Annotated in this window: 11 protein-coding genes; 4 read left to right on the top strand and 7 right to left on the bottom strand. The window is 67.1% G+C overall.

The features are described from left to right. The first annotated feature begins 28 nt into the window (after window positions 1-28). The 3 genes from ACAD63_RS28820 to ACAD63_RS28810 all read left to right on the top strand — a co-directional run bounded on the left by ACAD63_RS28820 (window position 29) and on the right by ACAD63_RS28810 (window position 3,085). Window positions 29-463 (top strand): DUF3302 domain-containing protein, encoded by a 435-nt coding sequence (locus ACAD63_RS28820; RefSeq protein WP_434034147.1) that lies wholly within the window; start codon window positions 29-31, stop codon window positions 461-463. After that, window positions 464-1,642, top strand: coding sequence for an HlyD family secretion protein (locus ACAD63_RS28815; protein ID WP_135703830.1), 1,179 nt, complete (start codon window positions 464-466; stop codon window positions 1,640-1,642). It abuts the gene before it with no gap. 75 nt (window positions 1,643-1,717) lie between these two features. Further along, window positions 1,718-3,085, top strand: a complete 1,368-nt coding sequence (locus ACAD63_RS28810; protein ID WP_218959731.1) for a TolC family protein — start codon at window positions 1,718-1,720, stop codon at window positions 3,083-3,085. Here the strand turns inward: ACAD63_RS28810 and ACAD63_RS28805 are convergent. Genes ACAD63_RS28805 through ACAD63_RS28785 form a run of 5 tightly spaced genes read right to left on the bottom strand, consistent with a single transcriptional unit; the run spans window position 3,032 to window position 7,788 of the window. Next, window positions 3,032-4,399, bottom strand: coding sequence for an MFS transporter (locus tag ACAD63_RS28805; RefSeq protein WP_135703832.1), 1,368 nt, complete (start codon window positions 4,397-4,399; stop codon window positions 3,032-3,034). The genes ACAD63_RS28810 and ACAD63_RS28805 overlap by 54 nt on opposite strands. 35 nt (window positions 4,400-4,434) lie before the next feature. Then, entirely contained in the window at window positions 4,435-5,700 is a 1,266-nt protein-coding gene (locus ACAD63_RS28800; protein ID WP_135703833.1) for an NAD(P)/FAD-dependent oxidoreductase, read from the bottom strand. Window positions 5,701-5,732: 32 nt separating this feature from the next. Beyond that, window positions 5,733-6,047 (bottom strand): non-heme iron oxygenase ferredoxin subunit, encoded by a 315-nt coding sequence (locus ACAD63_RS28795; protein WP_133095151.1) that lies wholly within the window; start codon window positions 6,045-6,047, stop codon window positions 5,733-5,735. 12 nt (window positions 6,048-6,059) lie between these two features. Then, window positions 6,060-6,530 carry an aromatic-ring-hydroxylating dioxygenase subunit beta gene (locus ACAD63_RS28790; protein WP_133095150.1) on the bottom strand — a complete coding sequence of 157 codons (471 nt, stop codon included), beginning with the start codon at window positions 6,528-6,530 and terminating at the stop codon, window positions 6,060-6,062. Window positions 6,531-6,534: 4 nt separating this feature from the next. Then, the gene (locus tag ACAD63_RS28785) at window positions 6,535-7,788 is read right to left on the bottom strand and encodes an aromatic ring-hydroxylating dioxygenase subunit alpha (protein ID WP_434034146.1); all 1,254 of its coding nucleotides are present in this window, start codon (window positions 7,786-7,788) and stop codon (window positions 6,535-6,537) included. Window positions 7,789-8,052: 264 nt separating this feature from the next. Between ACAD63_RS28785 and ACAD63_RS28780 the strand changes: the two genes are divergently transcribed. Continuing rightward, window positions 8,053-8,955: a LysR family transcriptional regulator gene (locus ACAD63_RS28780; RefSeq protein ID WP_434034145.1), complete on the top strand. Its 903-nt coding sequence runs from the start codon at window positions 8,053-8,055 to the stop codon at window positions 8,953-8,955. A gap of 329 nt (window positions 8,956-9,284) precedes the next feature. Here the strand turns inward: ACAD63_RS28780 and ACAD63_RS28775 are convergent, their stop codons facing one another. Beyond that, the gene (locus ACAD63_RS28775) at window positions 9,285-11,384 is read right to left on the bottom strand and encodes an acetate--CoA ligase family protein (RefSeq protein WP_135703836.1); all 2,100 of its coding nucleotides are present in this window, start codon (window positions 11,382-11,384) and stop codon (window positions 9,285-9,287) included. Window positions 11,385-11,424: 40 nt separating this feature from the next. Continuing rightward, window positions 11,425-12,411 (bottom strand): tripartite tricarboxylate transporter substrate binding protein, encoded by a 987-nt coding sequence (locus ACAD63_RS28770; RefSeq protein WP_195431618.1) that lies wholly within the window; start codon window positions 12,409-12,411, stop codon window positions 11,425-11,427. Window positions 12,412-12,471: the final 60 nt, after the last annotated feature.

Genomic DNA, 12,471 nt, shown 5'->3' with positions numbered 1-12,471 from the left:
CGCCAACGCTCCATCTCAAGACAATTCGATGAAACTGCGCCCCTATCTGCTGGCGGGCATCGGCCTGCTGGCATCGAGCGAACCTGCCTTCGCATCCCTACTGAGCGGCAAGGCCCTTGAGACCGCGGCCAACGCCATTTCCTGGGTGGTCCTGATCTTCGTGCCGGTGGCAGGGGGCTACCTGTTCTGGATGCTCCATATCTGGCCCGAGAAGATCGCGCAGCGCAAGCGCCATCCGCAAAAGGAAGCCATCCACTCGCTATGCCTGCTGTCGCTTTTCTTCGGCGGCTTGCTGTGGCCCCTGGCCTGGCTCTGGGCCCACACGAAGCCCGTGTTCTACCGCGCCGCGTACGGCACCGACAAGGCCCCGGAGGACGATGACGCGCCCGACCATGGCACCCGGCAGCCAGCCGCGACGATGGAAATCGCCAGCAGCATGCGCGCCGGACAGGAGCGGATCTGAATGGATGCACTGCTGCTTGGTGTCTACGCGCTGGCCGTCTGGCTGATCTTCTTCAAGTTCAAGTGGCTGCCGTGGAACACGACGTCGATGGTCATCGTATTCACGATTCCCGTGGTTGCGCTGCTGCTGCTGATCCTGACGCTCAATGTGGTGGCGCCGTCCACCCATGACGTACGCGTGGTCGGCAAGGTCCTGCAGGTTGTGCCGCAGGTTCGCGGCCGCATCGTCGAGCTGCCGGCCGAAGGCAACCGGCGCTACAGCAAGGGCGATGTCCTGCTGCGGATCGATCCGACTCCCTATCAGGCCGCGGTCAGGCAACTCGAAGGCAGGCTGCGGGCCGACGATGCCGCGCTGGCGGAAGCCGAGGCCTCGGCGCGCCAGCTCGGCGAATCGGTTCGCGGCGCGGCCGGCCGGGTCGGCACCGTGCAGGCCAGGCTGTCGCTTGCCCGCCAGCGCGTCAAGGAGCATGAGGCGCTGCTCGCGGCAGGCGCCGGTTCAAAGTTCGACCGGGAAGACGCGCTGGCCCGCCAGCGTGAACTGGAAGGCGAACTGGTCAGCGCGCAGGCCGCCGAGGACGAGGCCCGGCAGAAGTTGTCGGCCAGGAGCCAGGGCGAATTTGCCGCCATTGCCACGGCGCGCGCGAAGCGGGCGGAAACCGAGGTCATGCTGGAGAACGCCCGCTGGGAACTTGAGCAGACCGTCTACCGGGCGCCCTCCGATGGCACCGTCGTGAACCTGCAGGTACGGGTGGGCACCATGCTCGTGCCGTTCCCGTTCTCGCCCGCGTTCAGCTTTGTCGAGGATCAGCAGGAAGTCATTGCCTTTTACCGGCAGAACGAGCTTTACAACGTCAAGGCGGGCGACCTCGCCGAGCTCTATCTGCCGACACATCCGGGCGAGATCATCAAGGCGAAAGTCAACTCGGTCGTGTGGGCGCAATCGCAGGGCCAGATTGCTCAGGGCGGCATGATTCCCAACACCGGCGCCACCGATGCGGTGCCGAACCGCTTCGCGGTCAAGTTCGACCTGCGCGACGAATCCCGCGGGCGGATGCTTCCGGTCGGGGCAGTCGGGGCGGGCGCGATCTATACGAAGCATATGGAAGTGTTTCACATCATCCGCATGGTCTTCCTGCGCGTCAGTTCCAAGCTGAACTACCTGGTGTTCAAGCTTCACTAGGTTCACTGGATCCGAGGTTCGACAGAGATTCGATAGAAATTTGGTAAAGGGAAGTCCGTGTCGTCGTTTCAACCAATGAAGACCTTGCTGCTGGCGTTTCCGCTCGCCATGCTTTGCGGCTGCGCCCTGCAGGCACCGCCCGAGGGCGCGGACCTTCGGCGCCAGGCCGTGCCCGCGCTCGAAGGACACGCCACGTGGGCGAACGCGGCCACAGCCGGTGACGCCGCCAACGGCTGGCTTGCCACCTTCGACGATGCCGGACTGCAACGGCTGGTGCACGAGGCCATTGCGCACAACGGCGATCTCCGGCTGGCCGTGGTGCGCGTGCAGCAGGCGCAGGCGCTGGTCGCCATCCAGCGCAGCGGCCTGCTGCCGGACGCGGGCGTGAAGGGCAGGGCAGGCAATTCGGAAACGCAGATCCTGTCGATCGGCGCAAGCTGGGAAATCGACCTCTGGGGACGCATCCGCGCCCAGTCGCGCGCGGCGGAATCGCAGTACGCGGCCACCAGGGACGACTATCTCTGGGCCCAGCGCGTGGTGGCAGCGACCACTGCCAGGGCATGGTTCACGCTGATCCGGAACGCGCAGCTGGAGGACCGGCTGCGGCAGTCCGCCGCCATCCAGGAAGAGCTGGTGCGGATTACCGGCCAGCGTGTCGAGATCGGGGTAGCGCCGGACACCGAGCTGCTGGATGCGCGCAATGCACTCCGCGCGCAACGCGACGCAATCGGAAAGGCCGAACTGGCCCGAGGCCAGGCCGCGCAGGCGCTGGAGCTGCTGCTGGGCCGCTATCCCGCCGGAGAAATCGCGACGGCGCCGGAACTGCCCGCCATGCCACCGGCCCCGGCCGCGGGCTTGCCGGCGAACCTGCTCGGGCGTCGGCCTGACCTGACCGCGTCGGCGCACCGCGTCGCGGCGGCCTTCGATATGCGGCAGTCTGCGCAAGCGGCACGCCTGCCGCGGGTCTCCATCAGCGCAGCCATCACCGGCATCCGCAGCGACGTGTTCCTGCTCAACCAGGCCGGCACCCCGATCAAGGGGCTCAATGGTTCCTTCTTTGCGCCGCTCTTCACGGGCGGCGAGCTCAAGGCCAGGGCGGACTACTACAGCGCCGAAGAGAAGGCCGCCCTGATCGCCTATGGCAACACCGCGCTGCAGGCACTGGGCGAGGCCGAGGCAGGACTGCGGGCCGAATCCGGCTATGCCGGGCGCACCAGGCAACTGCGGGAGCGGGTGGATGAAAGCCGTGAACTGGTGCGGCGAACGGAGGCGCGCGCAGCCATCGGCGCCACGGATACGCGCAGCCTGCTAAAACAGCGGCAGGCACTCGTGGCCGCCGAGATGGATCTAGTCAACGTGCGGGCCGATCATCTCGACCAGCGCATTGCGCTATTGCTGGCGCTGGGTGGCGACTGGAGGGACGAGGCAGGCGCGGGCGGCTGACTTGTCTGCCGATGCCGACCGCCTGTGATCGATCAGCAGGACCGCCACCATGCCAATCACGGCGGGAATCGCAATCGCAATGAAGTTCTGCTGCAGCGGCAGGTTCATGGCGACGAGTACGCCAATGACGATTGGCGCCAGGATGGCCCCACAGCGGCCGACACCCAGCGCCCAGCCGAGTCCGGTGGAACGGATCGCGCTCGGGTAGAACTGCCCGGTGTAGGCGTTCGCTACGATCTGCGTGCCGATCGTAGAAGCGCCGGCAAGGCCCACCACGAGATACTGCAGTTCCGCGGGCAGCCTGAACCCGAGCAGCGTGATCGAGACCGCGGCCAGCGCATACATCGCGGCAAGCACGTACTTGATGTGATAGCGATCGGCCAGCCATCCGCCGCCGACGGCACCGATCATGGCGCCGATGTTGAGGACCAGCACGAACGTCAACGCGGAGCCCAGGCTGTAACCCGCGCTTGCCATCAGCCTGGTCAGCCATGAACTCAGGGCGTACACCATGAACAGGCACATGAAGAACGCGATCCAGAACATGAGGGTGCTGAAGCCGCGGCCGTCGTGGAACAGGTGCCGGATCGGCGCGCTGTCGGCCTTGTCCTGGGCAGGCACGGAGAACCGGTCGGTTGCGGACCAGCGGCGGCCTGGTGCGAGTCTGGCAACGATGCGGCGCAATGCCTCGTCGTCGCCCCTTGCCAGCAGGAAGGGCATCGATTCCGGCAGCGACCTGAGAATGGCGGGAACAAGCAGAACGGGAAGGCCGGCGGCTAGGAAGACCGATTGCCAGCCATACGTTTCGATCAGGCCCTTGCCGAGGATGGCGGCGAGCATCCCGCCGACGGCATAGCCGCTGAACATCAGGGTGACCAGCGTCGCCCGCATCCGCTTCGGTGCGTACTCTGTCATCTGCGCGACGACATTGGGCATGACGCCGCCGATGCCCAGCCCGGCGAGGAAGCGCGCAATGCCGAAGAGCAGCGGATCCTTGACCATGCCAGCCGCGGCGGTGAACACGCTGAACAGGATGACGCAGATCGCGATGGCCCAGCGCCGGCCGATCCTGTCGGCCAGGGTGCCGAGGAAGATCGCGCCGAATACCATGCCGAACAGGGCGGAGCTGACCATGAGACCGGCCTGCGCCGGTGCCACGCCGAGGTCCTTCATGATCGACGGCAGTGCGATGCCGACGACTGCCAGGTCATATCCGTCGAAGATGATGATGATCGCGCACCAGAACAGCACGCGCGCATGGAAGCGATTGAAGGAGGCCTCGTCGGCCAGCTTGTGGACGTCGATTTGCGACATGGGGGCTTGTCTCCGGTATTTTTTTATCTAGTGGATTACTGCTTTGCCATCGGAACGTTCGGGTCGGCGAGGCGGGTGGGATCGACTTGCGTGCGCTGCTCGATCAGGCGGCGTGCGATGCGCAGGTCGCGCGCCGCGTTGGCACCGGCCGCGGCCTGGACGACATCGCCGTCGAGATAGCACAGCAGGAAGCTGTCCTCGCCAGGCGTGCCCCGTGCCACCATGCGATGCGACGGCAAGGGAATGCCGTAGATCTGCAGGTTCATCCCATACTGGTCCGACCAGAACCACGGCAGGGGCGCATAGTCGACCGGGAGGCCGAGCGCCGCTCGCGCCGCGGCGATACCCTGGTCCTGCGCGTTCTGCCAGGATTCCAGCCGCAAGCGCCGTCCGGCCCACGGATTCGGTGTCACCGCCACATCTCCCGCGGCGAAAATATCGGGGTCGGAAGTGCGGCAACCCTGGTCGACGATCACGCCGCCATCGCATGCCAGCCCGGCGTCACGCGCCAGCTCATCGTTGGGCACGAGACCCACACCAGCGACGATGGCGTGGCACGTCAGCGTGCTGCCATCGGCAAGAGTCACCACGGCCTGGCCGTCGGCGCCTGGCGCGATGCCGGCGATGCGGGCGCCGAGCATGACGCGGGTGCCGTGCGCACCATGCAGCCCGTGCAGGTGTTCGGAGATCTCCGGCGGCACGGTACGCTCGCACAGCCGTCCTTGCGCTTCGACCACGGTAACGTCCGCGCCTTTCAGCCGCGCGGTGGCGGCGACTTCCAGCCCGATCCAGCCGCCGCCCACGACGACGATGCTGCGGCCCGGCCGAAGCTCCGGCGCCAGCGACAAGGCATCGCCAATCGTGCGCAACGTATGGCTCGGGGTCGTATCCGCGCCCGGGACGGCAAGCGCGCGCGCCTTGCCGCCGGTACAGAGGATCAGCTTGTCATAGGACAGCATCTCTCCATCGGACATCTCCAGGCACTTCGCGGCCCGGTCTATGCGGGCCACGCGCGTGTCCACCCACCACTCCACCCTGAGCGCCTCGAACGCCTCCGGCTTGTGCAGCCACGTGCTGGCGGGCGCCGCTTCGCCGGCAAGCACGGCCTTGGATAACGGTGGCCGCTCGTACGGTGGATGGGCCTCGTCGCCGATAAGCACGAGCCGGCCGGCGAAACCTTCGCTGCGCAGCGTCTGGGCGGCCCAGCCGCCGGCCTGTCCCGCGCCGACGATGACGATGGTGGCGGCTGGCGCCATGGCCGTCGCTACGGCCGTCGCGCCCGGTGGTCGTTCGGAAGTCATGTGCGTCCCTTGTGGTTGCTGGCCGGCACTTCTCAGCCGAGGTCGAGGTAGACCTTGTCGCCTTCGATGCGGACCGGATAGGTGCGGATGCCTTCGGTCAGCGGGGCGCACATCGCCGCGCCGTTGCGGATGTCGAACCTGCCCTGGTGGAGCGGGCATTCGATCTCGTGTCCTTCAAGAAAGCCGTCGCACAGGCGCGCATGGCCATGCGTGCAAATGTTGTCGGTTGCATAGACGTCGCCGTCGACGCCATACAGGGCGATCTCCTTGCCCTCCACGGCCACGGCGATCACATCGTCCTGCGGGACGCTGGACAGCAGCGCTGCCTCGATCCAGGTTTCAGTCATGAATGGCTCCTGCTAGATGGGGTAGATCAGCGAGTTGGGGATCATCTCGCTATCGAACACGCAGATGCGCGACGCGAAGCGCCAGCCCTCGGGCGTGCGCACGATGGTGTCGAGGTAGCGGCCGGCGTTGTACACATCGGTCATCTGGTCCGGCTTGGTGCGCAGCACGGCATAGTTGGCCTCGGCCACGATCCTGTCGGCACCGGCCTCCCGGATCAGGGGCGCCCCGACGATGTGGCGCTGGTAGTAGGGATCGTGGAACAGCGTCTCCCGGATGCCGTAGATGCGGTCTTTCAGCATCCCCTTGCCCTCGAGCGACAGCGTGGCGAGCGGCAACCCGCGTTCGTGGTTCTCGCGCGGCTGAACCCGGTAGAGGCAGTCGTCGGTGAAGAACTCCGGCCAGCGGTCCCATTCGCCGTTGTCCACGGCGCTGGTGTAGTCGGCGTACAGCGCGAGCAGCGCGTAGTAGTCGGTAAAGTCCATGGCTTCAGACCTCCATCACCTTGCGCCAGTAGGCGTACATGCCGCGGATCAGGGTCTCGGTGACCATGTGTTCGGTGTTCTCGGCGGTCTTGCCGCCCAGTTCGGCAATCACGCGATGCCAGGGCTTCTGGGAGAAGCCTTCCTGCGAGCATTCGATGGCTTCGCCGTCGTCGGCTGACACAAAGCCGGCGGGCCCGAACAGATTGGCCTGGCGCAGCCGGCGCCGCGTCATGTCCTCGGTGTCGTCCTCGAAGCCGAAGTGCGTCCAGACGAAGTCGAAGGAGTCTGGGCCGTTGGGCTGGATATGGCGCGTGGACACCGAATTGACCTGCTGCTGGAAGATCACGCTCGGGAAGACCGTCATCATCACCGCGGTTGGCTCGCCCCACCACGGCTCGTGGACGATGTCGAGGATGCGGTCGTCGTGCAGGGCCATCTGGTCCTTGAAGCTGGACACGCCGGAGGTCACGTCGCTCTTGCCGCCCTGGCCGCGGGTCGACACCATCGCGGCATGGCGGAACTCGGCATCCATCACCAGGCGGGCCTTGTTGTCCGCGCGCCAGAGCCCGAACGTGACAAACCACGTATGCAGCAGCCCGGGGTGGTAGGGGTCCTTGATGTTCTCCTGCATCAGCTTCCAGTTGCCCGGAATGCGCTGCTTGTTGTAGCCGAGGACCTTCAGCTTGCGGCCATTGAACAGCCGGTCGAAGTAGCCGAGGATGTCCGGCCCGAGGTAGTCCTCGAGCGAAGGGACGTCATGGTCGAACGAGGCGAACACCACCCCGCCGCGCGTGGCGACCCTCAGCTGCGTGAGCCCGTGCTCCTGCGGCCTGAAGTCGGCGGGCATGCCCCCGTTGACCTTGCCGTCCTGCTTGACGCCACGACGCAATGGCACCCCTTGCAGGTTGCCCTTCAGGTCATAGTTCCACTGGTGGTAGGGGCAGTGGAAATCCTTCCGGTTCCCGCTGCGCTCGCGGCAGAACTTCATGCCGCGATGGACGCATACGTTCTCGATGACGTTGATGTCGCCGTCCTGGTCGCGCACCAGGATCACGGACCGCTCGCCAAGCGTGGTGCGCTTGAAGTCGCCGGGATGCGGGATCTCGGCCTCCAGGCCGAGATAGTTCCAGTGACCCTGGTAGAAGCAGCGTTCGAGCTCGCGCTGGTAAAGCTGCGCGTCGGTATAGACGCGGAACGGGATGCGGCTGATGCTGTCGTCGGCCCACACTGGGCGGTCTTCATGGGAGGCTGTTGCCATGGCGGTTTCCATAGAGCGAACGGAGTCCGCGCGCGGGCCCGGTGGGCCTGTGCGGCGTCTGTGTGCTTGGGGTGACTTCAGGGGGGGATTCCCCGGGGCGGGCTATCGCCAGGGAAGGGCGGGATTCATGGGGCGTCTCCGTATGTGCCTGTCTCCGTATGTGCCTATGTCTTTTCGTATGGGAAGGATCATCGGACATCGACCGCAATAAACCAATAGAATCCCGGCTATAGTTGATATTCACGGAATCAATAAAGGTGCGCGATGGAACTGAAGGACGTCGACCTGAACCTGCTCGTCGTGTTCGATCAGCTGTTGCGGCAGGGGACCGTTTCCGGCACGGCCAGGGCCATGAACCTGAGCCAGCCGGCAGTCAGCAACGCGTTGGCACGCCTGCGGACCCTGCTGGGCGACCAGCTCTTTGTACGAAGCAGCAGGGGAATGCTGCCGACACCACTTGCGCAGGAACTGGCCGAGCCGGTCGGCCATGCGCTGGAATCGCTGCAGGCAACGCTCAGCCGCAAGATGACTTTCGATCCTCTGCGCAGCGAGCGCGCATTCCGGATCGCCATGACGGATATCGGCGAGGTGCACTTCATTCCGCCGCTGATGGGTGCGCTCGGGCAACGGGCGCCGGGCGTGACCGTGACCACGGTGCGCAATACGGCGGTCGACCTGGCGGCCGAGATGAGCCAGGGCAAGATCGACCTTGCTGTCGGCCACCTGCCTGAACTCAGTACGGAATTTTTTCAGCGGCGCCTGTTCCGCCAGCGCTACGTCTGCCTGTTCCGTCCCGGCCACGCGATGGACAAGAAGAAGGTCAGCATGCGGGACTTCGAAGCCGCCGAGCATGTCGTGGTCACGGCGGCGGGAACGGGGCATGCGCGCGTCGACGAGCTGCTGGCCCAGGGCGGCGTAAAGCGCAGCATCCGGCTGCGCGTCCCGCATTTCGTGGCACTGGCGGACATCATTGCCACCACCGACCTGGTTGCCACCGTGACCTGGACGTTTGCGGAACGGTGTGCCAAGTATTTCGGGCTCAGGTATATCGATCATCCGTTCGCGCTGCCGGCCATCCAGATCAACCTGTTCTGGCATGCCCGATATCATCGCGACCCTGCGAATCAGTGGCTGCGCAACGAGTTTATTGAATTGTTTTCGGAATAGGGCCTCGGCTGAAAGCGAGTGCGATTCGCATCCTGCATTTAGTACTATGTCTGGCACTTACGCTTGAGTTTCGGGGCAATCGAGTAAATGGACAGCGCTTCCCGAAGTCGCGGAAATTGTCGTTGATTGGTATGCGCAGGCTTGTGCCTGGAATCTCGCAACGTGCTCTCCAGTCTAGTTCAGCGAACCCGTCGGGCCAACCCGGAATCCCGTGCGGCAACGAACCGACGGACTGAACCGCGGCTCCGCGCCGAAGTAGATGTCGACTGATGCGTCGGCATTGCGCTGCAGCCCTCGCCGGGAAGGGCGCGGGGTGCCGCCACGCTGCGCTAACGTGGCACCCCTGCCACCTCGATCAGCGCATCGACCACCACCACGCCGTCGGCGCTCGCCATCACCGGGTTGAGATCGACCGAGCGGATCGTGCCGCCGGCCGCGTGGACCAGTTGGCCGACTTGCACCGCCAGCCGGCACAGCGCGGCGATGTCGGCCGCCGGCTCGTTGCGCACGCCGCGCAGCAGCGGCGCGATGCGCAGGCTGTCCACAGCGCGGGCGACATCGGCTTCGCTGCACGGCGCCAGCAGCACGGCGGTGTCGCGCAAGGTCTCGACATACTTGCCGCCGTCGCCGACCACCAGCACCGCGCCGAATACGGGATCCCAGTGCGCGCCGATCATGCATTCGCGCTGGCCGCGCACCATGCGCGCGATGACGATGCCTTCGCAATGCGCGTCCATGGCCTGCAGCGTGCGCATCTGGGCGCTGAACGCACGCGCTACTGCCTCCCGATCATTGCAGTGCAGGGCGACCAGCCCGTGCTCGCTCTTGTGCGGCACCTGGGGCGAGCTCGCCTTGACGGCAACCGGCGCGCCGATGCGCTGCCACGCGGCCACGGCGGCGTCGATGTCGTGGCAAAGATAGTGCTCGACCACCGGCACGCCTGCCGCGGCGAGACGCTCCAGGCTGGCGGCTTCGCTCAGCGTCGTACCTTTCACCGGTGACGCCGGCACGGCAGGTGCAGCGGGTAGCGGCGGCTCGCCCTCGGCCGCGATCTGCCGCAGCCGCTGCTGGTGCGAGACCAGTTGCGAGAACGCTGCCAGCGCTTGCGCCGCGCAGGCGTAGGTCGGCACGTTGGCCTGCCGGAAGGCATCGGCCACCGGCGCTTGCCATACGGCGACCGCGATGGGCTTGCCCGCGGTGTCGGCAAACGCGGCGGCGTCGCGGGCAAAGCGCGGCACGTCGTAGCCCATGCCGGAGACGGGGATATCGAGCAGGAACAGGTCGGCGGCGGGATCGCGCGCCACCACCGGCAGCACCTCGCCGAACAGCGCGCTGTTGGTGAGCAGTGCGGCGGTGACATCGACCGGGTTGGCGGTGGCGGCGAAACCGGGCAGGCGCTCCGCCAGCGCGGCCTGCGTGGCATCGGACAGCGGCGCCAGCGCCAGGCCGGACGACGGCGCTGCATCGGCGGCCATCACGCAGCTCGCGCCGGAGTTGCTGACGACCACCAGCCGCCTTCCCCCGGCTTGCCAGCCGCGCAGGTACATCGGCGCGCAGCGTGCCAGCGCATGCGCATCGTCGACGCGCCAGATGCCGTGGCGCTGCAGGAAGGCATCGACCGCGCGGTCCTCGTTGGCGATGGCGCCGGTGTGCGACGCGGCGGCGCGCTGCCCGTCCTGCGAGCGGCCGGCCTTGGCCGCCACCACCGGCACGTTGCGCGCCCGCGCCACGCGCGCCGCCTCGGCCAGCATCTCGGGGTCGGTCAGGCTTTCCAGGTACAGCAGCACCAGCCGCACGCCAGGATCGTGCGCCACCGCCAGTGCCAGCTCGCCGACGGTGATGTCGGCCTGGTTGCCGGTGGCATGCACGTGGCGCACGCCGATGCCCTGGCCGCGCAGCAGACCATAGACCATCGCCGCCACGCCGCCGCTCTGGCTGACCACGGCGACCGGGCCATCCTGCGGCGGCACCTCGATGAACATGGTCGAAAAGCTGGCGATGGCGCCGCTGCCGAAATTGGCCAGCCCCTGGCTGTTGGGACCAACCAGCCGCAGCCCGCTGGCGCGCGCGGCGCGCACCATCTCGTCCTGCTGGCGCCGGCCTTCGGCACCGCCCTCGCCGAAGCCCGATGCGATCACGATGGCCGCCGCCACGCCCAGCCGCGCGCAGTCCCGCACGGCCTGCACGGCGGCATCTCCGGCGACGATGATGATGGCGAGTTCGGGGACTTCGGGCACCGCGTCCAGCGTGGGACAGGCGCGCAGGCCCTGGATGGTGTCGCGCTGCGGGTTGACCGGGTAGAGCGTGCCGACGTAGCCGTGCGCCTTCATGTAGTGGATGGGGCGGCCGCCGATCTTGTGGATATTGTCGGAGGCGCCGATCACGGCGATGGAGCGGGGAGCGAGCAGTGACTGGAGGGGAGCGGTCATGACAGGGGCCGTGGGGTATGAGTGAGCTATGCGTAGGGGATCAGTCGATGGTGGCGCCGGATGCCTTGACGACCCGGGCCCATTTGTCGATTTCGTGTTCGAGGAACCGCGCGGTGGCCGGTGGCGAGGTCCATTCCGCGGCGAAGCCCTGCGTGGCGAAGCGCGCACGCACGTCCGCATCGTCGAGCACGGATTTCAGCGCCGTCCCGAGCGCAGCGAGCGCCGCGGGCGGCGTGCCGGCGGGCGCCAGCAGCGCGTTCCAGGCGCTGGCCTCGTAGCCCGGCAATCCTGACTGCGCGATGGTCGGCGTGTCCGGCGCGGCCGGCGAGCGCGCCGCGCCCGTGACCGCGAGCGCCTTGAGCTTGCCGTCGCGCACGAACGGCATGGCCGACAGCATGGTGTCGAACATCACCGTGGCCTGGCCGCCCATCACGTCGGTCAGCGCAGGCGCACTGCCTTTGTACGGTACGTGCGTCATGCGCACGCCGGCCATGCTGTTGAACAGTTCCGCGGCAAGGTGGGTGGACTGGCCATTGCCGGAGCTGGCAAAGGTGACCTGGCCGGGCCTGCTCCTGGCCAGCGCGATCAGATCGGCGACATTGCCCGCGGGCGTGGCGGGCGCGGTGACCAGCACCAGCGGGCCGCGCGTGAGCAGGCTTACCGGCGCGAAGTCCTTGCGCGTGTCGTAGCCGGGCTTGCGGAACAGCGTCATGTTGATGGCATGCGCGGTGGTGGCCACCAGCAGCGTGTAGCCGTCGGGCGCGGCCCGGGCCGCTGCCTCGGCGCCGATACTGCCGCCGGCGCCGGGGCGGTTCTCCACTACCAGCGGCTGGCCGAGCTTGTCCGAGAGCTTCTGGCCGACCACGCGCGCAACGATGTCGGTGGGGCCGCCGGGCGGGTAGGGCACCACCAGCCGGATCGGCTTGACGGGGAAGGACTGCGCCAGCGCTGGCGGCATAAATGCCGCGGACAAGGCGAGGCAGGAAAGCAGGGCGAGCGCGTGCCGCCGGGATCGATTCGGTGCCAAGGGGATTCTCCGGTTGTGGGTGCCGGCTGGGATGGAGGCGGACGCGCGCCGGCTGGCGCC

The organism is Cupriavidus sp. a3 (assembly GCF_051015765.1).
Lineage (GTDB): Bacteria > Pseudomonadota > Gammaproteobacteria > Burkholderiales > Burkholderiaceae > Cupriavidus > Cupriavidus oxalaticus_A.
The sequence above is the reverse complement of the archived record's forward strand: the minus strand, read 5'-3'. Positions and strand labels throughout refer to the sequence as shown.

Coding starts and splice junctions, on each gene's coding strand:
- ACAD63_RS28820 (WP_434034147.1), top strand. CDS start 29: ATGAAACTGCGCCCCTATCTGCTGGCGGGCATCGGCCTGCTGGCATCG.
- ACAD63_RS28815 (WP_135703830.1), top strand. CDS start 464: ATGGATGCACTGCTGCTTGGTGTCTACGCGCTGGCCGTCTGGCTGATC.
- ACAD63_RS28810 (WP_218959731.1), top strand. CDS start 1,718: ATGAAGACCTTGCTGCTGGCGTTTCCGCTCGCCATGCTTTGCGGCTGC.
- ACAD63_RS28805 (WP_135703832.1), bottom strand. CDS start 4,399: ATGTCGCAAATCGACGTCCACAAGCTGGCCGACGAGGCCTCCTTCAAT.
- ACAD63_RS28800 (WP_135703833.1), bottom strand. CDS start 5,700: ATGACTTCCGAACGACCACCGGGCGCGACGGCCGTAGCGACGGCCATG.
- ACAD63_RS28795 (WP_133095151.1), bottom strand. CDS start 6,047: ATGACTGAAACCTGGATCGAGGCAGCGCTGCTGTCCAGCGTCCCGCAG.
- ACAD63_RS28790 (WP_133095150.1), bottom strand. CDS start 6,530: ATGGACTTTACCGACTACTACGCGCTGCTCGCGCTGTACGCCGACTAC.
- ACAD63_RS28785 (WP_434034146.1), bottom strand. CDS start 7,788: ATGGCAACAGCCTCCCATGAAGACCGCCCAGTGTGGGCCGACGACAGC.
- ACAD63_RS28780 (WP_434034145.1), top strand. CDS start 8,053: ATGGAACTGAAGGACGTCGACCTGAACCTGCTCGTCGTGTTCGATCAG.
- ACAD63_RS28775 (WP_135703836.1), bottom strand. CDS start 11,384: ATGACCGCTCCCCTCCAGTCACTGCTCGCTCCCCGCTCCATCGCCGTG.